The organism is Microcoleus sp. Pol17C6, from assembly GCF_036701145.1.
GTDB lineage: Bacteria > Cyanobacteriota > Cyanobacteriia > Cyanobacteriales > Microcoleaceae > Microcoleus.
In genome coordinates this window covers 32,661-59,271 of record NZ_JAUBQH010000007.1, presented here as the reverse complement: position 1 = coordinate 59,271, position 26,611 = coordinate 32,661, and the positions used below count along the sequence as shown (strand labels likewise).

At 46.3% G+C, this 26,611-nt stretch carries 17 protein-coding genes; 8 read left to right on the top strand and 9 right to left on the bottom strand.

Annotated elements, in window-relative coordinates:
- Positions 1–252: 252 nt before the first annotated feature.
- The 4 genes from QUA25_RS05755 (at position 253) to QUA25_RS05740 (ending at position 7,833) form a co-directional block, all read left to right on the top strand.
- Complete coding sequence (locus tag QUA25_RS05755) at positions 253–1,884, top strand: serine/threonine-protein kinase (protein ID WP_333036276.1); 1,632 nt, start codon at positions 253–255, stop codon at positions 1,882–1,884.
- 257 nt (positions 1,885–2,141) lie between these two features.
- Positions 2,142–5,207 carry an MASE1 domain-containing protein gene (locus QUA25_RS05750; RefSeq protein ID WP_333206280.1) on the top strand — a complete coding sequence of 1,022 codons (3,066 nt, stop codon included), beginning with the start codon at positions 2,142–2,144 and terminating at the stop codon, positions 5,205–5,207.
- Between the two features lie 27 nt (positions 5,208–5,234).
- Positions 5,235–7,022: a PAS domain-containing sensor histidine kinase gene (locus QUA25_RS05745; protein ID WP_333036272.1), complete on the top strand. Its 1,788-nt coding sequence runs from the start codon at positions 5,235–5,237 to the stop codon at positions 7,020–7,022.
- A 313-nt stretch (positions 7,023–7,335) separates the two neighbouring features.
- Complete coding sequence (locus QUA25_RS05740; RefSeq protein WP_333036270.1) at positions 7,336–7,833, top strand: hypothetical protein; 498 nt, start codon at positions 7,336–7,338, stop codon at positions 7,831–7,833.
- A gap of 74 nt (positions 7,834–7,907) precedes the next feature.
- Here QUA25_RS05740 and QUA25_RS05735 read toward each other — a convergent pair whose 3' ends face one another.
- Entirely contained in the window at positions 7,908–8,399 is a 492-nt protein-coding gene (locus QUA25_RS05735; protein ID WP_333036269.1) for a WbuC family cupin fold metalloprotein, read from the bottom strand.
- A 76-nt stretch (positions 8,400–8,475) separates the two neighbouring features.
- On the opposite strand from QUA25_RS05735, the gene QUA25_RS05730 reads away from it, so the two are divergent.
- Entirely contained in the window at positions 8,476–9,699 is a 1,224-nt protein-coding gene (locus QUA25_RS05730) for a tetratricopeptide repeat protein (protein WP_333036267.1), read from the top strand.
- Positions 9,700–9,930: 231 nt separating this feature from the next.
- Here QUA25_RS05730 and QUA25_RS05725 read toward each other — a convergent pair whose 3' ends face one another.
- Positions 9,931–15,342: an AAA family ATPase gene (locus QUA25_RS05725; RefSeq protein ID WP_333036265.1), complete on the bottom strand. Its 5,412-nt coding sequence runs from the start codon at positions 15,340–15,342 to the stop codon at positions 9,931–9,933.
- Positions 15,343–15,720: 378 nt separating this feature from the next.
- A complete protein-coding gene (locus QUA25_RS05720) occupies positions 15,721–16,593 on the bottom strand; it encodes an S-methyl-5'-thioadenosine phosphorylase (protein WP_333036262.1) in 873 nt (290 codons plus the stop codon).
- A gap of 209 nt (positions 16,594–16,802) precedes the next feature.
- Here QUA25_RS05720 and QUA25_RS05715 point away from each other — a divergent pair, with 209 nt between their 5' ends.
- Positions 16,803–17,009, top strand: a complete 207-nt coding sequence (locus QUA25_RS05715; RefSeq protein WP_333036261.1) for a hypothetical protein — start codon at positions 16,803–16,805, stop codon at positions 17,007–17,009.
- Positions 17,010–17,156: 147 nt separating this feature from the next.
- Here the strand turns inward: QUA25_RS05715 and QUA25_RS05710 are convergent, their stop codons facing one another.
- From QUA25_RS05710 to QUA25_RS05695, 4 genes are all read right to left on the bottom strand, one after another.
- On the bottom strand, positions 17,157–17,996 hold the full coding sequence (locus QUA25_RS05710; protein ID WP_333036260.1) for a Tab2/Atab2 family RNA-binding protein: 840 nt from the start codon (positions 17,994–17,996) through the stop codon (positions 17,157–17,159).
- Positions 17,997–18,388: 392 nt separating this feature from the next.
- Complete coding sequence (locus QUA25_RS05705; RefSeq protein ID WP_333036259.1) at positions 18,389–19,594, bottom strand: adenylate/guanylate cyclase domain-containing protein; 1,206 nt, start codon at positions 19,592–19,594, stop codon at positions 18,389–18,391.
- 21 nt (positions 19,595–19,615) lie between these two features.
- A complete protein-coding gene (locus tag QUA25_RS05700; RefSeq protein ID WP_333036257.1) occupies positions 19,616–20,158 on the bottom strand; it encodes a peroxidase-related enzyme in 543 nt (180 codons plus the stop codon).
- 96 nt (positions 20,159–20,254) lie between these two features.
- Positions 20,255–20,482 carry a hypothetical protein gene (locus tag QUA25_RS05695; RefSeq protein WP_333036255.1) on the bottom strand — a complete coding sequence of 76 codons (228 nt, stop codon included), beginning with the start codon at positions 20,480–20,482 and terminating at the stop codon, positions 20,255–20,257.
- Positions 20,483–20,746: 264 nt separating this feature from the next.
- Between QUA25_RS05695 and QUA25_RS05690 the strand changes: the two genes are divergently transcribed.
- Positions 20,747–22,024: a valine--pyruvate transaminase gene (locus QUA25_RS05690; protein ID WP_333036253.1), complete on the top strand. Its 1,278-nt coding sequence runs from the start codon at positions 20,747–20,749 to the stop codon at positions 22,022–22,024.
- A gap of 124 nt (positions 22,025–22,148) precedes the next feature.
- On the top strand, positions 22,149–22,709 hold the full coding sequence (locus QUA25_RS05685; RefSeq protein ID WP_333036252.1) for a Uma2 family endonuclease: 561 nt from the start codon (positions 22,149–22,151) through the stop codon (positions 22,707–22,709).
- A 48-nt stretch (positions 22,710–22,757) separates the two neighbouring features.
- Here QUA25_RS05685 and QUA25_RS05680 read toward each other — a convergent pair whose 3' ends face one another.
- Together QUA25_RS05680 and sat are read right to left on the bottom strand one after the other, a co-directional pair.
- The gene (locus tag QUA25_RS05680) at positions 22,758–24,929 is read right to left on the bottom strand and encodes a caspase family protein (RefSeq protein WP_333036250.1); all 2,172 of its coding nucleotides are present in this window, start codon (positions 24,927–24,929) and stop codon (positions 22,758–22,760) included.
- Between the two features lie 214 nt (positions 24,930–25,143).
- Positions 25,144–26,325: a sulfate adenylyltransferase gene (gene sat, locus QUA25_RS05675; RefSeq protein ID WP_333036400.1), complete on the bottom strand. Its 1,182-nt coding sequence runs from the start codon at positions 26,323–26,325 to the stop codon at positions 25,144–25,146.
- Between the last annotated feature and the right edge of the window lie 286 nt (positions 26,326–26,611).

The following is a 26,611-nucleotide window of genomic DNA, read 5'->3' as shown; positions in this document are numbered from 1 at the left end:
AAAAAGCACAACTTTAGCAAGTCTTTAAACTATCTTCAAGGATAATCAACCGAAAAAACTCAAACCAGCGAGATAATCAAAATAGGGAAAAGATATCGGCATAAAAGACTTAGGTGCAATTCCAATTCGCAATCGAAGGCACGGCTTGCCGAAAACTGATAGATTAGTATGTCTACCAGAAGCAGGAACAGGCTATTTGTGCAGTCGAGCGACGCTGACAAGATCAGAACAACATAGGCAAACTCAATCAATATGAGCTACTGCGTAAATCCGGGCTGTCCCCATCCTCAAAACCCTGCTGACTCTATTCTTCAGTGTCAGACTTGCGGTGCGCGGTTATTGCTGCGCGCTCGCTACCGAGTCATTGAACCGTTAGGGCAAGGAGGTTTTGGAGCTACATTTCTGGCAAAAGACATCTCATTGCCCGGTCAACCGAGTTGTGTAGTCAAGCAACTGCGACCCAGTAGTTTGTCGCCGCGAGTTTTAGAAATGGCGCGGGAATTATTTAAGCGAGAGGCGAAAACCCTCGGCCAACTGGGCGACCACCCGCAAGTACCGAGGCTGCTAGACTATTTTGAAACCGAACAGCAATTTTACTTAGTTCAAGAGTATGTTAAAGGCTCGACTTTGAAACAAGAAGTCAAGCACTCAGGCCGTTTCAACGAATCGGACGTTAAAAATTTTCTATTAGAAATTCTGCCAGTAGTGCAATATATCCACAGCCAAGGAGTAATTCACCGAGACATCAAACCGGCAAATATTATTCGCCGAGTTCAAGACGGCCACTTAGTTCTGATTGACTTCGGAGCAGTAAAAGACCAAGTTAGCCAAACAATATTATTAGACCCCGCCGACCAAAGCGCCAACACGAAATTTTCAGTCGGCACATTTAGTTTCGCTCCCCCGGAACAAATGGCGCTGCGACCGATATTTGCCAGCGATATCTACGCGGTGGGCATGACTTGCTTGTACTTGCTGACAGGAAAATCGCCCAAGGATTTAGATTTTGATGGAGTAACCGGCGAAATTGTTTGGCAGCCCCACGTTCAGGTGAGCCCATATTTTGCGCGAATTCTAGAAAAAATGCTCAAGCCGATGGTTGGCCACCGCTTCCAATCGGCAGCAGATGTCCTCAGAGCTCTCTCCGGCGAATTTGAAGACCCAAGTCTTATGGATGGCTTGGCAACTCAATTCAACGGCTCTTCTCGTGCAGTTGAAGAACCGACAATATTTAATGACGAGGGTTCTTCGTGGTCACGGCCTGAGAGCAAAATTAATCAAGATTTACGATCGAACCACACCCGCGCTGGTAGAACTTCCTTCAGCCAATCCGGGAACACGGGGATGCAGCCGAGAGTTTCCCGGACTCTGGCTGAGTCCGGCAGAACTTTTGGAACGGTTGGACCTTCTAGTGGCAATTTAGCAGCGTCAAAGCTATCGAAAGTTGCTCCTAAGTGGGACACCAACAGCTTGCGAGCGGCTTATTATAAAGGCAAGCGCGATTTTGCTGACTGCGAACTGTCGGGTTTGCAACTGCAAAAAGCGCAGTTAGCGGGGGGGAATTTTTATCAGGCTAGGTTGGTGAAGGCAAATTTGCAAGCAGCGGATTTGTCGGGGGCGAATTTGGGTCACGCGAGGTTAATTCAGGCGAATTTGCGAGATGCTAACTTGACTGAGGCTTATTGCAGCACTGCCAATTTTGAAGGGGCGGATTTCCGAGGCGCTGACTTGACGGGGGCTTATTTGACTAAGGCGAATTTGCGGGGAGCAAATTTGTGCGGGGCGAATCTTACCAACGCTACAGTTTCTGAGGAACAACTGGCCATGGCAAAGACCAATTGGCTTACTGTTAAGCCGGATGGTAAGCGGACTTTTGGATTTTAAGCAGTCATGGGGCATGGGGCATGGGGCATGGGGCATGGGGCATGGGGCATGGGGCATGGGGCATGGGGCATGGGGCATGGGGAGTTGTTAGCTGCTACTAATCACCAATCACAACAGTCAACTGTTAACAGTCAACAGTCAACAGTCAACAGTCAACTCCCCACTCCCCCAGTCAGGTGAGTCGTCAGGAGGAAGTTCGATCGCCCCAAAGCCGCCTAAATTAAAAACTAGGAATGGAGGATTCGATCGCACTAAACATGAAACTGCTCAACCCCCGCACTCGAATGCTTCTGTACACCGGCATCCTGGCCCTGGCCTACTTTGTTACCGGAAAACTCGCAGTGTCGATGCTGGGACTGGTGAAAGCCGAACCCTCCCCCGTGTGGCCGCCCGCCGGTATTGCTCTAGCAGCACTGCTACTGCAAGGACGACGGATGTGGCCGGGAATTGTCCTCGGTTCGGTGCTGTTAAACTCTACCGGGGGTATACCGTCGGCTGTCATTGTCACATCGGCCTTTAGCGTCACCCTGCAAGCGCTGGCTGGAGAGGCTTTGCTGAGGGAGAGCGGATTTTCTACCAAACTCGATCGATTGCGAGATGTTCTGGCTTTAGTAGCGGGCGCTGTCATCGGGTCTACTTTGGTCGGCTCTATCCTCGGCAACTTGGGAACGTGCATTTTTGGTTGGGCTCAGTGGAGCAATTTCTCTCGCAACTGGTGGACTACGTGGCTCGGAGACGGCATGGGAATTTTGCTCGTGACGCCAGTGCTGCTGACTTTCAACCACGCCGTTAATAGTTTTAAATTTTCATTAAAAAAACCCATTATTTCAACTTTTATAGCACTTTTTAAAAGAAAGAATAATCAATTATTAATTACTAATTCCCAACTAACAATTGCTAATCGCAGACACACATTCCCTGCAAGTGAAAACCGTTATAATCTTATATTTTTAATTATTAATTATTCAGAAATAGCGCTCTGGCTGACTCTATTGCTGAGCGTTAGCTGGTTGTTTTTTTGCTCGAAAACACAGGCGGCGATCGCTCAGTATCCGCTGGAGTATCTGCCTTTTCCTCTGATAGTTTGGGCTGCCCTGCGGTTTCAACCGGCGGGAGCGATTTTTGCTTATTCGATCGTCTCTTACATCGCGATTTGGGGAGCAGTACAGGGAGGCGGCCCCTTTTTGGCCAAAAGCGATAATCTCAAACAGGCGGTTTTATTTTTACAAGCTTTTACCGGTACGATCGCCCTTGTGGCTCTGATGTTGGCCGCCGCCGTAGCAGAACGCCAGCAAGCGCTGGTGGAGGTGCGCCGCACGGCCGCCATGCTGCGCGATCGCGAAGCTAGTTTAGCCAACGCTCAGCGCATCGCTCAGTTGGGAAATTGGGATTTAAATTGCGCCGCCCTCACAGCAACTGACAACTGCCAAGAATCCGCAGAACATCGTATATCCAATATCGAATTGCGGTGGTCAAACGAACTTTACCGCCTCTTGGGTTTTGCTCCTGGAACTGTCAAACCGACACCAGAAGTTTTTTTGCAGGCCGTACATCCAGAAGACCGAGAATTGGTGGCGCGATCGCAGCGCCAAGCTATGTTGGAGCGCAAAGCCTATTGCATTAACTACCGAATTGTGCTGGCAGATGGCTCCGAACGCACTGTCTGCGAACAGTCGGCAATTGAGTCAGGGGCGATCGCCGCCACAGTCCAAGACGTTACCGAACGCCACCGCACCGAAACCGCTTTGCGGGCGTCCTCCGATCGCGATCGCTTGCTCTCAGAAATCGCCCTGCGAATTCGCAACTCCCTCGACCTCGAAGAAATTCTCAACACTACTGTTGCCGAAGTCCGGCAATTTTTCAAGGCAGACCGCGCTTTCATCGGTATTGTGGACGCGGACGGGGTAAATCTTCCTAACCCGGTGTACGGTAAGGTTGTGGCCGAGTCTGTGGGTGCCCAATGCCGTTCTCTTTTGGGGTGGGTACTCGCTGACGAGAATCACCTCGAAAGCCAGAAAACTTTTTATGCTAACAACCGCGTCCGAACTATCTCCGATACTGCTAGCGTTCAACTCAGCGTTCCAATTGCCCAATTGTACAGCGACTATCAAATTCGCGCGACGTTAAATGTGCCGATCGTCCTGGGGGATGAATTGTTCGGGATCTTGGCCGTCAACCAGTGCTCCGGGCCCCGCCAGTGGCAGGAATTTGAAATTGATTTGTTGGAAAAACTCGCTACCCAAGTGGCGATCGCTCTACAGCAAGCCCAACTTTTGCAGCAGGTAAAAGCTCTCAATGCCAACTTGGAATCTCAAGTGGAGGAACGCACCCGCCAACTACAGCAAAAAATGCACGAACTGCAAGAAAGCAACCGCCTCAAAGACCTATTTTTGCACGCAGTTTCTCACAATCTCCGCACTCCTGTTATGGGAATGTTAATACTGCTGAAAAATTTGCTCAACAAATCGGCCTCTGATTCTCTACAAGATGTTCCGGTTTCTCGATCGATTTTGCAGCGCATCGTTCAAGCCAGCGAACACCAGTTAACTATGGTTAATTCCCTGCTCGACGCTCACGCTAGCGAGGTCAAAGGTATTGTTCTCAATACTGTACCGCTGCATTTGCCGTCTTTAGCTTCAGCCATTGTTGCCGATTTAGAACCGATGCTGACCAAAAATCAAGCAACTTTGACTCAGGATATTCCGGCGGATTTGCCACAAGTCAATGCCGATCGCCAACACTTGCAGCGGGTGCTAGAAAATCTGTTGACTAATGCTATTAAACACAATCCTCCGGGAGTCAATATAACTTTTAAAGCCGAGGTAATTGAAGTTGAAACAGTGCTAAGTTATGAAGAAAATTTACAGCCTTTAACATCGCCCAATAATCCGCTTGCCCGCTGTATCGCTAACCGGATATCTGCTGCGGGCGATCGTCCTAGGATAGGCGAGACCACCCAGAAAAATCAGGAAACTCTGGCCAAATTTAACCTCGACGGCAGTGGCAAAATGCCTCGCTATCAGGGGCAAATTGCCAATATCGGCAGCAAATTGCCCGGAGTCACCGTAAAAATGGTTCGCTGTACTGTAACAGATAATGGAGTGGGAATCAGCGCCAAACAGCGGGAATCTCTATTTGAACTTTACGTTCACGACCCTAATAGCCGACAATTAACAGGGCTGGGTTTGGGCTTGTACCTCTCCAAGCAAATTATCAAAGCTCACGGCGGCGAAATCGGCGTCGAAAGCACTCCCGGCGGTGGTTCGACTTTCTGGTTTTCGCTACCTGCTGTCAACTCGGACGATCGATCTTTGTCTATCTAAAATCTAAAATCTAAAATCTAAAATGGTATGAACTATTTGGGCAATGCAAAATCAGTTCAGGCATTAACGGTTTACGAGGTGTGGCGCGATCGCTTCCTCCGAGAGCGGCTGCGCCCTGCAGTCGGAATTGCCATCTTTTTTGCCTTCACAATAACGGTCTATTTTCTAGGCGAAAGATTCTTCGCTCGCCAGGAGTTTAAAAGTGTTTATTTGTACACGAGCGCTGCTGTAGAATTGGGTTTGTTGACCTGTTTTGTGTTGCAAAAAACCTCCTTCGGACAGCGTTATCCCGGTTTGCTATTTTTGGCTTTTTCGTGGTCGCTGACGGTGGTTGTACAGCTTGGGCTAGCTGTCGCACAAGCTGGGGAATTACCAATTTTTACCTGGATTTTAGCGTTTCTGATCCAAGCAACGCTGATCCCCGTCCGCTGGCGCCTCCACCTGATTTCTCAACTCGGCGTTTTGTGTTGCCACGTCGGGATAAATTTGGTTTTAAATCTAAGTTTTGCTAAGTATACTCCTTTTAAGTTGACCGGGTTGTACTTATATTTGTTTTGGATTTGTTTGATTTGCGATTTGTCGGTTTATTGGTACGAATGTCTGCAACGGAAAGAGTTTAGTACCAGGCGTGAGTTGGAATCTGCTTACCAGCAGTTGGAGGTGGCGGAGGCGAAGTACCGCAGCATTTTTGAGAATGCCGGCGAGGGGATTTTTCAAAGCACTCCTGACGGCCGCTACATTACTGCAAACCCAGCTTTAGCGCGGATTTACGGCTGCGATTCTCCCGAAGAAGTAACGGCAAAGTTTACTGATATCGAGCGACAGTTGTACGTCGATCCGGCTCGCAGAAATGAGTTTTTGCGAGCGATCGAGGAAAGCGGCACAGTATCGGATTTTGAATCTAAAATTTACCGATCAGACGGCAGTATTGTCTGGATTTCTGAGAAGGCGCGGGCGGTACGGGACAGCAGCGGCGCCGTGCTTTATTATGAGGGTTTAATTGAGGATATCACGCAGCGCAAACAGGCACAAGAATCGCTGCGGCTGTTTATCCACGCTCTTTCTCACGACTTGCGAAACCCAGTGGCGGGAATGTTAATGGTGCTGAAAAATTGGCAGACGAAACCTGGGGATTCGATCGCAATTCCCCGTTCTGTTTTGGAGCGGATGATTCAAGGTAGCGAGCAGCAATTGCGCTTGATAAATTCGCTGTTGGAAGTTCACGCCGGGGAATTGCGCGGCTTGGTTCTGCATTTCGATGCCGTTGATTTGAGGGCGGTAGTTGAAGCTGCTGCGACAGATTTGGAGCCTTTAATGAATGAGGGTAAAGCTACTTTTAAAAATTTGGTGCCGGATAATTTGCCAGCCGTGAAGGCTGACAAGACTCAGTTATGGCGCGTCTTATCTAATTTAATTGCGAATGCTTTGAAACACAATCTGCCGGGACTAAATTTAACAGTTTCGGCTCAAGTAATCAAGGCGGATAAATTAATTATAAATCAAAGCACAGCAAAACAAGACACCGACAAATTACCGCTTACCAATCCACAATCCCCAATCCCCAATTCCCCAAGTAGCATGATTTACTGTACCGTTGAAGATGACGGGGTGGGAATATTGCCGGAACAGTGCGAACATCTTTTTGACCTTTACGTTAGGGGCGATCGATCCCGACACTCGGTCGGTTTGGGTTTGGGTCTATATCTTTGTCGCCAAATCATTGGTGCTCACGGCGGCCAAATTGGGGTAATTAGCACTCCCGGTGCTGGGGCAAGTTTTTGGTTTACTTTGCCGCTGGCTGAGAATTTACGGTAATTTTTTTGTATTTTTAATTACATTTTATCTAGCAATCGTGCCAGATATTTAGAACGTTATTAATTGCTGAAACCCTTGCAAATTATGCTCTTCCTTTTGCCTGCGGCTATACTTTTTTTGTGCCGTCGCAGGTACTTTTTGTGTGGTTCCAGCCAAATCTGTCGATCGGACTATTTCGATCGGGCTATTGATATTAATTTAAAAGCGTGGTATACTTTCCAAAAGTTTTTAAAGGAAAAATAAATTTTCGATCTTCACATTTTCTTTAGAAACATCATTTAATCTAGAAAATCTCTAAAACTAGATAAAAAATATGCAATTTATGTTTATCGAGCAAAGCTCAGGAAATACAGCTAAAGACAATGCAGCTAAGTACGACTCAGCTAAATATAACGAGCGGTCGTTCTCAACTTTAATGCGGGCGCTCCGTCTTTCCCAAGGTTACTTTTCTTTCGTTTTAGTCCACTGCAACTCGCTAACTTTGCGGCAGCAAATAGTCGATCGGCTGCAAGCAAATTGTCCCGTGAAACCGCGGCAACTGTTTTTGCCCAAATCGGCGACAACTCTCTACGCGACAATCGCAGCAGAAATAGACGGCGAAAAGCCTCCAGCTTTAATGCTCCTCGGTTTGGAATCCGTGGAGCCGATCGATAGATTGCTCGTTTCTACCAACCTATTATGCAGTGAATTCAGCAAAAAATTTTCGTTTCCCCTCGTCTTTTGGGTGACGGATGAGCTCCTGAGAAAAATCATTCGCACCGCCCCGGATTTATACAATCGGATGACGACAATTAGATTCATCAGTAATTAGTAATCAGCCCATCAATTTTAGATTTTAGATTTTTAACAGTCAACAGTCAACATTTAACAGTCAACAGTCATTAGTCAAGTGTTAAATTCCGCTTCCCAAATCTGGACTAATTCTCGCGCCGCCGCAGTTCCCTCAGCAGGAAAACCTGCCAAAAAGTCTTTATCCGCCCCCACGTCGTAAGGCCCTTCCTTAAACTCCAAAATCACAGTATCCTGTGTCAAAGCTACTAACGTGTGAATAGTGCCCTCTGGCAGTTCGACAGCGCGAGTCGGGCCGGCCGCGCTGACTCGCAAGGAGCGCAGGATTTGACCGTTTTCGTTCAAAATAACAATACCGACTTCTCCTTGAATCACCACAAAAAACTCAAAACCGTTAACTGCAGGCGGGCGGAGGTGTTGGTGAGGGCGGACGTAAGTGCCTGGTTGCAACACGTTGACAAACCGCTGCACTTTTTCAGACAAATCGTGGAAATTGTAGTTTTGTCGCTGGCGGGGACTGCGCCGGGAGGAAGCGGCAACTTCGTCTAGCAATTCTTGCGTCAGCAATTTGATCGGAGGGGACTGCACAACAGATATCCTGTATTTAATAGTTTATGAACAAATGGGCTAGTCTGGGATCATCGTTATCAGCATCTCTTGACACATGGAAATCGCAACTCAGGTGCGTATCACTAAGGCAATGCGTTTGTCAAGTATCTTTAGAAAAAGTATTAGCCCGATCGCCCTTTCAACTATTCTAGTCTGCGCCAGTAGCGTTTCTGCCTCTGAACCGAGGCCGGCACTGTTAATTCAGCAGGAATTCCCACAGCAGCAACTTAAAGAAGAAATTCGCGATCGAGTTCAAGAAGAAGTTGACATTGCTTTCGGGCGCACGGCGGTACTGCTTAACGGGCTGGTAATTGCCCTAACTTTGTTTCCGACAGCAGCCGGAGTCGGGGTTTGGTTTCTGTTGAGCAAATTGTCTAAGCAGACAACAATTGCTCGCCAAGAAATTGAAAGTCTCCATTACGATACAATCTCTCAATTAAAACTATTAATTTCGGACGCTGAAACTATCTTAGGCGAAATTCAACAGCAAAGTCACCCGGCAGAGGCAGAAACAGACCTTTTATTCCCCGATGCCCAAATTCAAGAATTTGCTCCGGTTAACTATGGCAATTACCAAAAGTTATTGACGGCCGGCGACTATGCTAAACAGGGAGATGCTTGTTTCTTTGAAAACCGTTATCAAGATGCGATCGCAGCTTACGATCAGGCGCTGCAAATTCAGCCGGATTTAGCCGATACTTGGAATAACCGAGGAGTAGTGCTCACGAGAATGCAGCGGTATCCAGAGGCGATCGCGTCTTACGAACAAGCTACTACAATTCGTCCGAATTATCCCGATGCTTGGAACAATCGAGGCGTGGTATTGTTGGAGTTGCAGAAGTACCAGGAGGCGATCGGCTGTTACGAACAGGCAATTCAAGCCAAACCCGATTATGCCGATGCTTGGAACAACCGAGGCGTTGCTTTTTCCAAAATGCAGGAGTACGAACAAGCAGTAATTTCTTACAATCAAGCCCTACAAATTAAAAATGATTATACTGACGCTTGGAACAATCGAGGCGTTGCACTCTCCAAATTGCAAAAATACGAAGCTGCGATCGCTTCCTACGACAATGCTGCTAAAATCCGGCCTGATTTTTACAGAATTTGGTACAATAAAGCCCGATGTTATGCCCTACAAGGTAAAATTGAATTAGCACTTGAAAATTTAAAGCGCGCCCTCAATCTCAATCCGAATGTGTGTAAAGAGTTGGCAAAAAGTGAAGCTGATTTAGAAAAAATTCGCGAACACGACGCATTTAAGCAGTTGATTAATTGAGCGGAACTAAGTAGATGAGTGGGAAAATACATACAGCCTATTCCAGGTTTATGAAGTGTAGGGACAAAGGTTTTCGCCTTTTCCCTACGGGGATAGAACGATAGGCGGGGGTACTTCATAAACATAGAATCTGCTTTCAGTAGTCAAAAGCGAGTGAAACGAAGCTATTGGCTTTCGGTTCTGGCAGTTGTACATTCGGTTATACAGCAAGGTTTATTTGTGCCTACCTACTTACTTCTGTTTGATTACTACCAAAGTAATGTCATCAAATACTTTTTGCTCCCCCATGTATCGCCGCACGTCGTCAATAACAGCTTGCTTGATTTCTGCTGCTGACTGTCCCCTGTTAATGGCAACAACTTCAATCAATGGCTCAATACCGTATTGAGCTTGATTCATATCAAAAGCTTCCGTAATTCCATCTGTGTAGAGTACGACAACATCCCCGGAATTTAACTGTATTTCAGTAGTAGCAATGAAATCGGCAATATCTGGTTCCAAGGCGATGGGAAAGCCTAACTCCATCGTATCAATCCGCTCTACTTCGCCGCTAGAACGCACGAGAATTACCTCTTCGTGCTGTCCGCTCAAACGCAGGATGTTGTTCCCCCGATATTCCAGCAAAGAAAGGCTCATACTTTTACCGCAATTGATGCGCTCTACGTTGTCAAAAAGCGTTTGGTTGACTGTCTGCAATAATTTAACTGGGTCGGTTTCATTGTGAACCAACAAAGTGCGAATTGCTGTTTGCGCCATAATCATTAACACGCCGCTTTCTAAACCGTGTCCAGTCACATCGCCGATGCCAATTGTGGCTTTACCGCCGTAATTTAGTACGTCGTAGTAGTCGCCGCCAACTTCATCAGCCGGCTCCATAAATGCAGCAATTTCTAGCCCTGAAATTGACTCTAATTCCTGCTGTTGAGGCAAAATCATTTGTTGCAGGCGGCGGGTTACGTCTAGTTCGGCACTCATGCGAAGGTTTTCTACTTTTAGCCGATCGTTCAAAACCAATATTTCTCTATTAGCTTGGGCTAATTGTGCGGTGCGTTCTTCTACTTTTTGCTCTAGGGTTTGATAAAGTTGGGCATTTTCTAGGGAAATAGCAGCTTGGGCAGAAATTATGTTCAATACTGCTAATCTGTCTGCTGTAAAAGCGCCAGTTGCGAGATTGTTTTCTAGATACAAAATGCCGATGAGTTTGCCTTGATTGATGATGGGGGCGCACAATACTGATTTGGGTTGATTAATTGCAATATAAGGCTCTGCGGTAAAGGTTCCTTCGCGGACGGCATCGTTTAAAACTACATCTGACTGAGTTCTTGCGACATAGTTGATAATAGATGTCGGGAGCTCCTGACTGTTATTAACAGCAAGAGATTGCAAGACTTGGACGGAACCGTCAACGTCTCCGGCAGCTTCAATTCTGAGTTCGCCCCTGCTGTTTAGCAAGATAAGAAAACCTTTTTGAGCTCCGGCATTTTCAATGGTAAGTTTAATTAAGTTTGACAGCAAGGATGCTAATACTACTTCGCCGGATATTGCTTGCGATGCTTTGATTACTGTGGTAAAGTCAAGCATTGATGAGCTGCTGCTGCCTGTGGATGTTGGCGGAAGGGATGTGGTTATGGCAGAAAGGTTTGTACCTGTTGATGTTTGTCTCAGCCATAGCTGAGGGTAGCGTTTTTCTAAGTCTTTAACTTTGGCTGCTGCACCCCAGCGGAGATAAGAATAGCGGGCATTTTGCAGGTAGGTATTGGCAATCAATGTCTTATTTTTAGATAAGTAAAATTTGGCAGCTAGTTCGTAGGAGAGGGCTTCTTCGTTGATGTATTCGTTTTCTCCAGCGGTGGCGATCGCGCGATCGTACCAGTCCATTGCTTCAAAGTTTTCCCCTTTAATGCGGCACAATTCTGCTTCTATTAGTTCTACTTTCTGCAAGTAATTCATCGGTGCGTGAGTTGCCAATACTTTCAGTTTATCCAGATTGACGGCTACTTCTTCTAAAATTTGTTCGCGATCGCTCTGGCTGACATCAAAGTAAACCGCAAGTCGCACCAGAGAATCGTAGAAATAAAAGAGGGGCGCAACAAGCGAACCAACCACTCCAGCTAAATATGGCGCTGCTAAGTCAGCATATTTTACAGCTTCAGCAAATTCTCCAAAGAGATAACAGAGAAGCGTTTTTTGCAAGTAAATAATAAAAACTGCACTACGATTGTTTTTTTGCAGCATCATAGGCAACTGCGTGTCTTCATTATATGCTTCCCCCATTAGCTTGCAAGGATTCTCCGAGCGATCGATTAAATTGAGAACTACCTGCCGGATTACTTCATTGCTGGTCAAATCAAATTCTTGCTTGAGTTGGCGTATTATGCCATGGTAGGCAGCTATTTCTCTTTCCAATTCTGTGAGTTCTTTGCCAACAAAATAGCTATGCCAGCAGTACACACTGGCATTGTGGCAGGCATTTCCTATGTCTCCGGTTTCCAAACCGATTGCCCAACCATCATGCGACAGCTTTAAAGTTTTCCTAACCGATTCTTTGTAATGTTTGACAAAAGCATTAACGCAGTGAAGCGTGTGTGCTTTAACTGTGCCGGCGTTAATTCGCTCCAGCAAATGTAAAGCCAGTTCGCCAAATCGATAGCCAGATTCTATGTCGTTGAAAATCGCGCTAAAAAGCATTCCACAACGGGCATAAGCGGGCAAAGAATAAGGATTATTGCCATATTCCAGGGATAAATTTACCAGTTTAAAAATCAATAAAGGCTGGAGTTTTGGGAAGGAAAAATAGGCAACATCAAGAGTGCTGGATATCACCTGCATGGCTGCTAATTTGTCCGGGGCTGTCATCAGTGGTAAATCGATTAAATCTTCGATTTCTCTGCCTGTTAGCGCTGCCTGAGTTGCTTGCAGCGCCGCCTCAATATCTGTCGTATTGGGCTGTTTGGGAAAATGTATATCTAACAGTTCTAGCACTGATAAAGCTGTGTCTAATGCTTGCTGGAACTGGCTTTGGGCTAACTGAGAGCGAATTTTTACTTGATAGACTTTTACTTTGTCGAGCACTGTTTTGGCTTGTTGCAGCACGGAAGTTGCTAATTCCTCCATCTGCTCGAAATCGGTACTGATGTAAGCGGCTTCTGCTGCTTCTTCGTAGAGATTCAGCGTTAAGTCGTATTGGGTTTGCCAACTGTCTGCACTTAATAATTGCCTGCCCGCCGCGAAGTAATCTAGTGCTGATTTATAAGCAGCGGAAACTTTGGCTTTTTTGCCTGCTAAAAGGTTGAGCGCTGCCAGTTCATTGCGCTGTGGCTGCGTGGCAATTAATTCGCTGCCAAAGTTGAGGTGATTGACGATATCAAATATTTTATGTTGTCGCTGTTCCGGCGTAGTATTTTCCAACAAAAGTTGTCCGACTCGATAGTGGACAACTTGCTTTTCTGGTTCGGGAATTAGAGAATAGGCGGCTTGCTGGACGCGATCGTGCAAAAATTTGTAATAAACAGTTAAATCTTCTGAACTTTGCTCTAATTCTAGAAATCTGTAATCATTCCCCACGGGAATAATTAAATTTTGCCTAACTGCTTCCAAAAGTTTCTCGTTAGTTGCTTTTACTGAATTTTCACTAACAATCGCCAACATTTTTACGTCAAATTGGTTGCCAATGCAAGCAGCAAATTTTAATATTTGCTGTGTTGCCTGGGACAGTTTTTGAATTTTTCCTGCCATCAGTTCGACTACATTGTCAGTAATTCCCTTGGCTTGAATTTGCTCTAAATCCCACTGCCAGTCTCCCTTTGCCCCCTCAATCTTCGGAGAGGTGGGTCCAAATTTCAACAGTTTCTCAGCATAAAGTGATTTGAGAAACTCGTTAATAAAAAAGGGATTGCCTTGAGTTTTTTGCAGGACTAACTCTGCTAAGGGCAGGGCTTTTTCGAGATGGCATTTAAGAGTATCTGCAATTAAATAATTGACATAATTTAACTTTAAAGGTAAGAGGGAAATTGAATTAATTACGCATCCAGTTTTCTGAATCTCATTAATTGTTAACATCAGCGGATGGGCGGCAGTGACTTCATTATCCCGATAAGCACCAATCAGAAACAGATATTGCATATCTGGGTCGGTGATTATCAATTGAAGCATCTGCAAACTTGCGGAGTCTGCCCACTGCAAATCGTCGAGAAACATGACTAAGGGATGTTCAGGCTTGCAAAATACGCGGATGAAGTTATGCAATACTAAATTAAACCGATTTTGGGATTCAGCGGAAGGAAGTTCGGATAATTCTGGCTGCTTGCCCACTATTAATTCTAATTCGGGAATTACATCAATAACGACTTGAGCGTTAACTCCAACTGCTGTTAATATTTTTTCGCGCCACTGTTGGAGTTTGACTTCTGTTTCTGCGAGCAATTGCTGCACTAATTCTTGAAAAGCTTTAATGACGGCGCTGTAAGGAATATTTCGCTGAAACTGGTCAAATTTCCCGGCGATGAAATAACCTTTTTTTCGGGTAATGGGTTTGTAAATTTCTTGTACTAATGCTGATTTGCCAATGCCGGAATATCCGAATACTAACATCATTTCGGAATGTGGTCGGCTGTTGGGGGATGGCTGAGTGTCTGAGGTTAGACTTTCTGCTTCTTCCTGCAAGCTACCTGCAACTCGCTCAAATGCCGCCAGCAGGCTTTCTATTTCTGTTTCTCTGCCGTAAAGTTTTTGAGAAATTTGAAACTTATCTGAAATATCGTGCTGACCAATAGGAAAGTCTTCTATCTTGCCTTGAGTTTGCAGTTGAGTGAGACATAACTCTAAATCTGCTTGAATTCCCCAAGCGCTTTGATATCGCTCTTCTGCGGTTTTTGCTAACAGTTTCATTACGATATCTGAAACAGGTTTAGGAATCTCTGGATGGACTTCTTGGGGCGGAAGGGGTTGTTTAGCGATGTGACAGTGTACTAATTCGATCGCGTCATTACCTTCAAAAGGCAGTTGATTAGTTAGCAGTTCGTAAAAAGTTGCACCTAGGGAATAAAAATCAGCGCGGTAATCGATGCCGCGATTCATTCTTCCGGTTTGTTCGGGTGCTATATAAGCTAAAGTTCCCTCTAAAACGTTGGGACTTATTAGGGTAGGATTTTCTATAGACAAGACTGTCGAAATGCCGAAGTCAATAATTTTGACTTCCCCGGTTTTGGGGTTGATAATTATATTAGATGGGTTAATGTCTTTGTGGATAATATTAGCGCTGTGAATCTCACCCAACATCTCGACAGTTTTGATAGCGATGGGGAGAAATTCCGCTAAGGTTATCTGACGTTGCTGCCGCCATAAACTTAAAGATTCAGCGCCCTCATCCTCGAAGACGATGGCAAGAGAATTATGATATTTTTCTAAGCTGTAAGCTTTAACAAAGCCTGAGAAATTCAGAGTTTGACTGATTTGGTATTCCTGCTGGTATCTCAGCAGTTGTGCTGGTGTTGGCAATTCTTCTTTCAGCAGCTTGAGGATGATCGGTAGGGGTTCGGCGTAGCCGTCGCGTAGCGAATCGCGATCGCGAATTCCGCGATAAACTAAGGAATTTTCGCTTTCATAGATTTGGGTTAAAATCTGATATCCGGGAATGCCAAGCATAGTTTAAATTGTCCGTTTTGAGCTTTTGCGCTTTCTGTGCTGCAGTTGCAACCCCATCTTGCCATTATTGCTCATATATGAATGCAGTGGGAGATCGATCGCTGCCCCTGCATAAAAAACGACTGTTTGCAAAATCGGGGTGCTTCCTAGTGCGAGAGATTCAAAAGTAGCGAGAGAAGAGCTTTGGATATTTTGGGAGATGTCTATTGTTAAAACATTTGATAGGCAATGGATCTTACTCCTGACTTCTGACTCTTGACTCAGGACGAATGCTAGATATACAAATATTTGTGCCTTCTCCCCATGATGTAGGGTGCGCACGGCGCACCTTACACATCTGGAATCACCTATAACCTAATGATTGCAACTTAATTTCAACTACAAATATTTCTGCAACAACAAACCCATTTTCTCCTTAGTTGCCGCCGGCACTTGGTCCAGCCGAGTCAGAATTGCATATTTTAAAGCTGAATGTGCATCAGATACTGGGGGATTTTCTGTTAGTCTACGGACTGTTTCTTGAATGACTTTTTGAGCATTCTCTGCATTGCGGTGCAAATTTGCTATTACCATTTCTACTGTTACGCTGTCGTGATCCTCGTGCCAGCAGTCATAATCGGTGACTAATGCTAAAGTTGCGTAGGCAATTTCTGCTTCTCTGGCTAATTTTGCTTCCGGCAAATTTGTCATTCCGATGACTGTCGCCCCCCAACTGCGGTAAAGGTGGGATTCTGCTTTTGTGGAAAATGCGGGGCCTTCCATGCAGACATAAGTGCCGCCCCGGTGCAGGGTAACGTCGGTGAGGTTCAAGGATTTGATCGCACTTGCTAACACTTTAGCCAATTCGCCGCAAACCGGATCGCCGAATGTGATGTGACCGACTATTCCTTCTCCAAAAAAAGTAGAAACTCGATTTTTTGTGCGATCGATAAACTGATCGGGCACTACCATATCTAAAGGTTTCGCCTCAGCTTTAAGAGAACCAACCGCCGACGCTGAGATTAAATACTCAACTCCCAAACTCTTCATTGCATAAATATTTGCGCGATACGGCACTTCTGACGGCAAAAAAGTGTGGTTGCGGCCGTGTCTAGCCAGAAATGCTACGGGCGTACCGTCCAATGTTCCCACAATTGCGGCATCCGATGGCGCTCCAAAAGGTGTATCAATTTTCACCTCTTCAATATCTTTGAGGGCCTCCATTTTATACAAACCGCTGCCGCCGATAATTCCGATTTTTGCTTGTGCCATTTTTACCCTCTGCTGGAGTTTTACCACAGTGATTCTATCGGGCCATCGTTAAGTTGGTGTAAAGATAATTGAAGATTTCGTGACAACAGTCACCCCACATACACTATTTTGTCACTAAATATATGTGATCTTAATCACAAAGCAGCTTCACAAAATCTTTAAAAATAAAGGTACATAGTTCTGTTACTTATTTTTAGCGTGTTAAGACCATGACAGTCAGCTCTGCTAACCTCCCCAAAATCTCGATCGAGGCGATCGTCCAGCGCATCTTTGCTTTTCGGCAAATTACTCCCCTTGACAGACGGCTGCTGAAATCAGCCATGCTAGCCCAGAAAGGTCTGAACGAAAAAGACCACTCTCACATCAACCGAGTGTGTCAGGGCATCCGAAACGGATTGATTTTAGTTGTAGAATAAATTTGCAGCACTATCTGTTGCTAGCTCAAGAAGCTGTTTTAAAATTTATGCTTGAGTCTGTATCGGCGGGAACTGAGTTCGGGCGGTGTTTTACTATTTTTAGGCGCGCGAACCCTCGACATCACAAATAATATTATTTACATCTTATTATCGATCAAAATTCAACAGCCAAAAGCCTGTATAAGTCATGCCACTATCATCGGGCTGGACTAACAAAAAATGTAATCCTTTACTTAATTGCTTGCGCTGTTGGTAAATGTGGGCCGCGGCTTTCACCTCGCTATCTTCAAAAGTAGCCACAACCCACCTATCTACTAACCCAGCTTCCAATATCAATCCGTCGGGCTCTCCAGCAATATAATTCAAAGCGAAAGGTTTGGCATCCTGAAGCCATCTAGCCAACCGCATAGACTGGCGTCCGCCGTCAATTACAACTCCCGGTACGGGTACTGTTGAGGCCAAGCCCAAATTCAGCGGTAACAGCAATTCTGGCATTTCCAAAATTGGCAGGGGACGCCCTTGGAAAGCCTCTTCAATGTCGCCAGCGGGTAGGGAAGCAAAACGCCAGCCATCGCCCCAGAGGTTTTCGGGTAAAGGTACGGGCGGCGGCGAGTCGAGGGCGATCGCACTGTAAGTTTCACCTGTATAATTAGGCATACTCGAATATTCTTTGGCGCGTTGTTGCAGCAGCAATTTCAGAGCCGTAGTGCGCCGAGTCGCTTCTACCTTGACACCCAAAACTTTGCCCGCAGCCTCAATTAAGCCCAGAGACTGAGGCCTAAATACTTGAATCAAGTCAGGCAAATTCTGAGTTTGAGCTTGCTGCTGCAACTGCGAAGCTAGCCAATTAGAATTTGCGTCCCCTTGGCGGCAAACAGCGCTAAATTGAAAACTACCTTCCGAGTCGCAAATGAAGAGTTCCCACAGTGGTTTGCCAGTTTCGTCTTGGAGAGGACGGCGGTAAAAATCGGCTTGCCAAATACGCATAAATAATTAAAATATAAAATATACAACTCGATCATTTTAATATAGTTTGGCGCACTGCGATACAATACCGAACTATGAAAAAAGAACTTCGAGCGATATATTCTCAGTTCATAGTTGAGTTTTATTTGCATATCTAACACCAGTAAAAAAAAACTGCAAGTGTAAGCCAGTGATCCAAACCGTCGTAAGCTGCTACGCATCTAAACTAAATTATATTTTTGGGCGGGCGGGACGCCCACCCCACAATAATTTACTCGAATTTAATTGTCAAATTTAGATGCGCCTCAGCTTAGTAATCAGTAATTCCCAATTCTAAAATATAAAATATAAAGTATAAAATAAAATAACGGCTCCCTTAGCCATCCTCCCTTAGCAATGAGCCACTCCCAAATTTATTTAAGATAGCGAACCAAATACATATCCAATTCGCCCTTATTTTTAGCATAAATTTTTCCTCGGTATTCGCATTCAAAAAAATCTCTAACTAATTCAAAGGTTGCATGAGAGATATTGATATTTCCAGGTACGCCGGAAGATTCCATCCGAGATGCAGTATTAACTGTATCTCCCCAGACATCATAGGAAAACTTTTTATGGCCAATTACCCCAGCAAGTATTGGGCCTGAATGAATGCCAATGCGGATATCCCAATAAGGGATATTTTGGTGAGCTTTCTGTATTTTTCGCAAATCCATGAACTGTCGAATTTCTATGGCAGCAAGTACAGCGTCAAATGCGTGTGTTGGGCGAGGCGTAGGAATTCCTGCAGCGCACATATAGCTGTCGCCAATAGTCTTCAATTTTTCCATAGAATATTTATCCATCACCCGATCGAAATAAGAAAAACAATAATCTAGTTCGTCAACCAACTCTCGCGGAGTCATTTTTTCAGATAACTGAGTAAAGCCTTTAAAGTCAGTAAATAAAACCGATACGTTATCATAATAAAGTGGTTCCACTTTGCCGTTATTTTTGAGTTCCTCGGCAATTTCAACCGGCAGCACGTTCAACAGTAGCTGATCGGATTTGTGCTTTTCGGCATCGAGATCGGAATAGAGCCTATTTATCTCTTTAAAACGTTCAGCATTGCGGATGGCTGAGGATAGTTGTAAAGCCAAAAGATAGCCAATCCGCAAGTCTTCTTGAGTGTAAGCTCTCGACTTGGTTGTGGCAAAATTAATTGTCCCTAAAACCTTACCTTCGCTTTCCAAAGGAAGAATAATTTGCGAAGCGTAGGGGGATAAAATAGCAGTAGCACCCGCTTCTTGAATTAATTGAGGTTGACGTGTTGTGAAAGCCTTGTGAATAGGGCCGCCCTCTGGGAGGGCTGCAATATCTACAGGGATATGCCTGCCAAATAAGGTCATGCAAGTGTTAGTGCTGTGCAGGCAAACGCTACAGTGTTCAAAGTCTAGCAACCATTTGGCTTGCTTGCCTAGTACCCGCAAAATCTGGTTGAGATCCAGGGTGCGGTTAATGGCAGTGGCAACTTCGTTGACAGCGGAAATGCGAATGGAAAGCGCTTGAGCTTCTGCTAACAAACGGCGGGCTGTCAGCAGAAGTTCTTCTCGATCTAGATCTTCTAGCCGCTCGCCCATAATAGGGGTATAAAATATAGATTACAAAGCATCTATTTCGAGGGCTATTGCATCAGTGTATCGGTTGACAAAGCTAAACAAGTCGGCTGTCGCAATAATCTCAAAGATTTCTGAATCATCAAGTCCTAAATCCCGCAGGTTTTGGTAATCACTTTCTGTCATTTCCAGCGGTTTTGTAGCAGCCAGCAAGCCAAAGGTAATTACGGCTTTATCACGTTTTGGCAAAGGGCAGTTGGCAAAGTCAGAAACTAGGGTTCGCAGTAGTTCTTCGCTCATCCCCAAGGCTGACAATCCGTGCAGGTGAACTTGGAGAGCGTACTCGCTATTATTTGATTGGGAAATAGCGACGCCGACCATTTCTTTAAGCGTGCGGGGTAAGTCTCCTTGCAGGATTGTTCCCCGGAATTTTTTCCAATTTGCTTCTAATATCTCAGGGTTGATTGCCATTGACTTGAACAGGTTGGGGACGATGCCAAAACCCAAGTCTGTCAAGATTTCTTCGTACACTGCTTTGGCTTTAGGATCTGTAAGTTGCTCGTATTCTATAAGTGGAAAGTGTGTCATTGTTGTGTTGAGGTTTACGGCGGTTAATTTTGGTTGGGATTTATGTATTTGTTATGTAACGCCACTCAAAGGGTGACGTTACGACCTATCTTGGCTTTAGTCGGATTGATGATAAAATGCACCGCTGTCAGCAAACCGCGAATCATGAAAATGAGCTAGCAACAAATCTGATTCTTGAGGCTGGATTAAACCTGTAATTATAGCAGTAACAGGACCCCATAAAATTCTGTTGCGATCGGGTTCTACGGCTAATTTTAGATTCTCCCAATGGTTGTTGTCAAGTGTCGGCAATTCATCGGGCGCGACGGCGTGAAATCTTACCACAACTCTTGAATTAGAGATTGCTGTTCCGTTCGCTAAATTTTAGGCAAAAAACACTGTTCGATTGATCGATAGAACTCCACAACTGGCCACAATCTTATACTCCGGCGCGCGCACAGGGGAAAAACAAAATGCAGTGCGATCGAGTTTATAGAATTAATCAGATGCTCGATCGACAACCCATGCCTCAGACAAGCTAGGCTAACGCCTGCGACTGGAGTTATCATGGGTAAACTGTAAACTTCTATCATTGTCGCTGCATTTGCTATGAACCCTGCCCTGACTCAATTTGGCGCTCAGATGTCCCACCTCACGGGAGTTCGGGCAATTATGAAAGATATTATTGAAACACTCAGAGCCGGCAGCGGGCAGGAGTTTATCAATTTGAGCGCCGGAAATCCGGTGATTTTGCCGGAAGTCGAGCAGTTGTGGCGCGACTGCACTGCTGAACTTTTGGCGAGCCCGGAATACGGCGAGGTGGTTTGTCGCTACGGTTCCAGTCAAGGTTATCAGCCGTTTATCGATGCGGTATTGGCGGATTTTAACCAGCGTTACGGACTGAATTTGACCGATCGCAATATCCTCATTACTCCCGGAAGTCAATCGATCTATTTCTACGCAGCCAACGCTTTCGGTGGCTACACTACCAGCAAACAGCTTAAAAATATCGTCCTACCGCTGAGCCCAGACTACACGGGTTACGGCGGCGTTAGCTTGATTCCCGAAGCGGTAGTCGCTTGCAAACCCACCCTCGATATTGATGCAGCCGCCCACAGGTTCAAATACCGCCCGGATTTCAGCCAACTGTCGATCGACCAAAGCACCGGTTGCGTCATTTTTTCCCGTCCCTGCAACCCCACCGGCAACGTTCTCACCGACGACGAAGTTAAGAAAATTGCCGATTTAGCGGCCGCTTTCGACGTGCCGGTGTTCGTTGATTCCGCCTACGGCCCTCCGTTCCCGTCCTTGAACTTTACCGAAATGACGCCGATTTTTGGCGGCAATATCGTGCACTGTATGAGTTTGTCGAAAGCCGGATTGCCGGGTGAAAGAATCGGAATTGCGATCGGCGATGAAAAACTCATTCAAATATTAGAATGTTTTCAGACCAATATGTGCATTCATTCGCCAAGATACGGACAGGCGATCGCAACTCGTGCCATTACGTCCGGCGCTCTTGCCGACATCTCCATCAACGTAATTCGGCCGTACTATCAAAGCAAATTTGCGATCGTAGAAAGCACTCTAGAACAAGCAATGCCGAAGGATTTGCCGTGGTTTTTGCACCGGGGCGAAGGAGCTATTTTCGCGTGGTTGTGGCTGAAAGATTTGCCAATGACTGATTGGGAACTGTATCAAGAGTTGAAGAAAGTGGGTGTAATTGTCGTGCCAGGAAGTTCTTTCTTCCCCGGTTTGCGGGAAGATTGGCAGCACAAACATGAGTGTTTACGCATTAGTTTGACGGCAACAAATGATGAGATTGAAACTGCCATGAAACGCTTGGCTCAAATGGTAGAAAAGCTTTATCAGTCTGTTGACGGTTGACTGTTGACAGTTGACTGTTTGCTGTACGACGGTTGACTGTTGACATTACCAACTACTCATGACCATAACTTCTTCCTTGGCCGATCGACTACAATTTAAAAAATAATTAGCAGCGCGGTGGGTTATGGCAGTGCAATTACTCAAAAGGTTGTTGACCGTAGAAGAATATCATTTAATGGGCAAAGCTGGTATTCTTTCCGAGGGCGATCGGGTAGAACTGATAGAAGGAGAACTTATCCAAATGGCAGCAATTGGAACTCGTCATGCTTCCTGTGTGAGACGCTTCATCGGACTTTTCAGCGAAATTCCCAGTAACCGGGCTTTTCTGGATGTGCAAAACCCCATCCAGTTGAACGAGCGCACCGAACCTCAACCTGATGTAGTATTGCTGAAACCCCGGGCTGATTACTATTCAACAGCACATCCAGTAGCGTCAGAAGTTTTGCTGTTGGTAGAAGTATCGGATAGCACGGTTGATTACGATCGAGATGTGAAAGTTCTTATTTACGCTCAATCGCTCATTCCTGAAGTCTGGCTAGTAGATATAGAGGCACAATGTTTAGAAGTTTACCGCCAGCCGACTCCTAATGGTTACAGTTTAATCCAAAAATTTTGGCGGGGTCAACAAGTTGCGTCGCTCGCCTTTCCTGATTTGGAAGTGAATATCGATTTCGTACTCGGATAGATTCGGATTAGAGGTTATAGAAAACATTCCCAAGTCCCCATTTTTCAATTAAACTACCCGATAAACAAAACCCAGCGTTGCCCAAACATTCACATCCAAAGCCAAATCATCCGTCGATATCCCCACTTTCTGCACCCCTGGAATGCTAGCGGCGTGCAAATCTTCGAGTACCGCCCGCGCCACATTTAAAGGATTCAACAACACTCGAATTGGCAGGGCATCCCTCGTTTGCTGCGTTTCGGCTTCTATTGCAGCCAGAGTTTGAGCCAAGGGACTCTCACTAAATATAATCATAATTTCTGCAAGTCCGATCGGCCCAGATACCGCCCACCCGATCGCCCCAGCCGCCGGCACGGTCAAATTCTCCCCAGGAGCGATCGCCCGCGACATTCCCCCCACAGATTCTTTGCCCTCAGTGCCGAGCACTGACAGCCGTCCCGCGCTGTCCGAGCCAAACACCGCAAAATAAACCGGGCGATCGCTGTCGTTATACAATCTGTACCGAACTCGGCTGCCCTCTGGCAAACTTAGTATATGAGCGCTTGCGGATTTCTCACTTTCCCCGCTCAGCGGTTCCAGCCGATAATCACCGCCGGCCCGCACCGGCTCTCGCTGCGCCACAGCCCGCGCTTGCGGTGCGAGAGTTGCCAGAACCGCCCGCACCTTCAGGCGCGAAGACCCCTCATTAACTGTCAGCCGCAGCAACTTCGCCGCCTGCAGCGCTTTCAACTGCGGAGTCAAGCGCTGCACCGCCACCTTGACTGCTTCTCCCCCGTCGCCCTGAGTATCGGGAATCAGCGTTTGAGCCAAAGAAAACAAACCGTAACGGCTTTGAGGCAAAGCAGGCTCGTGAGGCGAGACTGTTTCGGCTAAAGTTGTTTCCGGGACTCTGCCGAACCGACAGTCAGCCGATTGCTCGCTCCCCACCGCCGAAACTTGCGGCACAGTCGCAAAGGCGCTGGTAGCGTCTACCCGCTCGATGCGTTCCAAACCCGAGTCCAAAGCTACTGTCAAACCGATGTTTCGCGGCAATACCCGAATTTCTTCCCTCACCACTTCGCCGACTGTTAATTCGCCGAAAGTTCGATCGAACCCGTCTACAACTTGGGCTTTAGCAGAGAGGCCCGTGCGTCCCCGCAGCAAAAGCTTCGCGCCCTCGGAGGAATCCACTGCAAACACAGAACCCCCTGAGCACTCCAAAACCCCCGGCGACAACCCGCCCAGCCACAACTGCACAGTTTTGCCCCCCTCTTCCACCGCCGTCACAGCACCGTCAGATGCAGGGGAATTCAAGATTAAATTTGAAAAATTCACCGCCGGCGCGGTTGTTAAATCGTGATTGAGAATTTGCGGTTGCTGCGATAACCCCGCCATTTGCTCGACATTACCCGCCGCCCGACTGAAACTGACGCTGAAGCTGCTAGCGGGAGTTGCCCACCACAAAGTTTGGGTGAGGGCGTAGGTAAATAAACCTGCGGTAAATCCGTTCCACTCTTGTTCGGCGGCGAGTGCGGAATTCGCGCCCGCGGCAAGTACGGCGGCGTCCGGACGGAGATTTGGGCGGGAGCCGAGGTCTTGGGCAAACGTTAATTCTGCGAGGCTAGGCTCGCCGATGGTGGGGCGGGGGCGGGAGCGAATGCGAAAGTTGCCGTTTTTGGGGAAACCCGGATAGGTGTAGCTGGTGTCGAGGATGGCGATCGCATTTTCTGTGGCGAGCGATCGCATCAACAGCAACAGCGTTTCCTCTAAAATATCGTTCACCGCCCGGTTTGCTAACAACGGCAAAACATCATCCGCCGGCACCAAACTGTTTTGCATTTTTCCGGGAGACTCGCCCAAACTGACTTGACTACCGCAGCCACTAAAGTGAAAAACTACCACGTCACCGGGTTTTGCTTGTTGAGTCAAGTGAGTGACAAAAGCCGTCTCGATATTCTCCCTCGTAGCTTTAGCGTCAGTCAAAGTCAAAATGTCCGACGGCACAAACCCAAACCGATATATCAGCAGTTCGCGCTGCAATTCCACATCCGTGACGCACCCGTGCAGGGGCGAATCTGGATATTTGTCAACCCCAACCAACAAAGCCAATTTCCTGGCTGTCGGCTGCGCTAAGGCTTGGAGGTAGCGATCGCCCAACGGCAGCCACAGGGTCTCGCTGATTCCAATGGCGGCCAGCACCCGGCCAGCTTGCTGCAAAAATTCCCGCCGCTTGAGTCCCATTTTTAAATAGTTTTGAATTTTAAGTTTTGAATTTTAAGTTAAATTCCCCTCAATATTTTTAGGGGAATTAATTAGATTGTGAGTGTTTAGTATTAAGGGAGTTTTTAAGTTTTAACTTTTGAGCTTTAAATTGAAAATTTCACATTTAAAACTCAAAACTCAAAACTCAAAATTTAACACTCTTCAGAATCTAGCCCCGACCAATGTTCCAGATTTAAATCTCGTAATTGAAAATATTCATTGCCTTGGCTAATTCTGCGGCGACTTCCGGCCGGGAAAACTGCGGCGGCGGCAATTTACCAGCGCGCAGCATTTCCCGAACTTTGGTTCCAGACAAATGCACCCGTTGTTCGGGAGTGCTGGGACTTGTTTTAGTTGTAGCCATTTGTTCCGTCAGCGTGCAATAGAAAGCGTGCTCGAATTTCATCGGCACAATTCCCAATTCTCCCGGCTCAAATTCATCAAAAATATGTTGGGCATCGTAAGTGCCGTAATAATCGCCAACTCCCGCGTGATCGCGCCCCACGATAAAGTGAGTGCAGCCGTAGTTTTTGCGGATTAAAGCATGAAAAATTGCTTCTCGCGGCCCGGCGTAGCGCATCGCCGCCGGATTAATTGCCAAAATTACGCGATCTTTTGGATAATATTTTTCTAGCAGAATTTCGTAGCAGCGCATCCGCACGTCAGCGGCGATGTCGTCATCCTTAGTCGTCCCGACTAGCGGGTGCAGAAACAAGCCGTCTACTGTTTCTAAGGCGCATTTTTGAATGTATTCGTGTGCCCGGTGGATGGGGTTTCGGGTTTGGAAACCGACTATGGTTTTCCATCCTTTTTCTGTGAACAGCATTCTCGATTTCGCTGGGTCAATTTGGTATTGGGGAAAACGGACATCTAGTTCGCGTTCCAGCAGCCAAATGTCGCCTGCAAGGTTAACAGGTCCGGATTTGTCTACTACCTGGACACCCGGGTGTTTGAGGTCGTCGGTGCGGTAGACGTTGACGGCTTCTTCTTCTTTACTGTAGTGATATTTTTCTGCAAGTTCCAAGAGCCCGACAAATTTGCCCGCCGGTGAGTCGAGGCGCACTAAAGTTCCTGCTTTCAGGGGGGCGGCGACTTCTTCTGTTACCGAGAGGGTGATGGGAACCGACCAAGGGAGGCCGTTGGAGAGGCGCATTTGTTTAACGACCGATCGATAATCAGCTTCGTTCATGAACCCTTTGAGGGGACTCAGGGCGCCGATGGCGATCATTTGCAGGTCGGAGATCGATCGATCTGAAAGCTGGACTCGCGGCAGGGACTCTGCTTTGTCGAAAAATTCTTGTCTTTGGTCTAGTGTGGCAATGCGGTTGACCAGGATGCCGCCGTGAGGGGCAATGCGGTCTGAATGCTGGCTCATGTCGATTCGGGATTTTAGATTTAAGATGTTGGACTTTAGCTGCCAGACTATATCGTACCAAAGTATTGTTACCATTAATTAACTTTCCTACCAAAAGCCGGCGCACATAGTTGTGATTTTTGCTATTAACCTTAATTTATTTCGCCACTCATGACAGTTTATAATTTATTAGTGAAATGATAAATTCATGATGAAAAAAGCATTCATAATTGATTTTTTTCAAAACTTAAAGTATTCTAAAATTCTAAATTCTGACCTTTTATTCAGCTATTTCGGCGCCGAAATC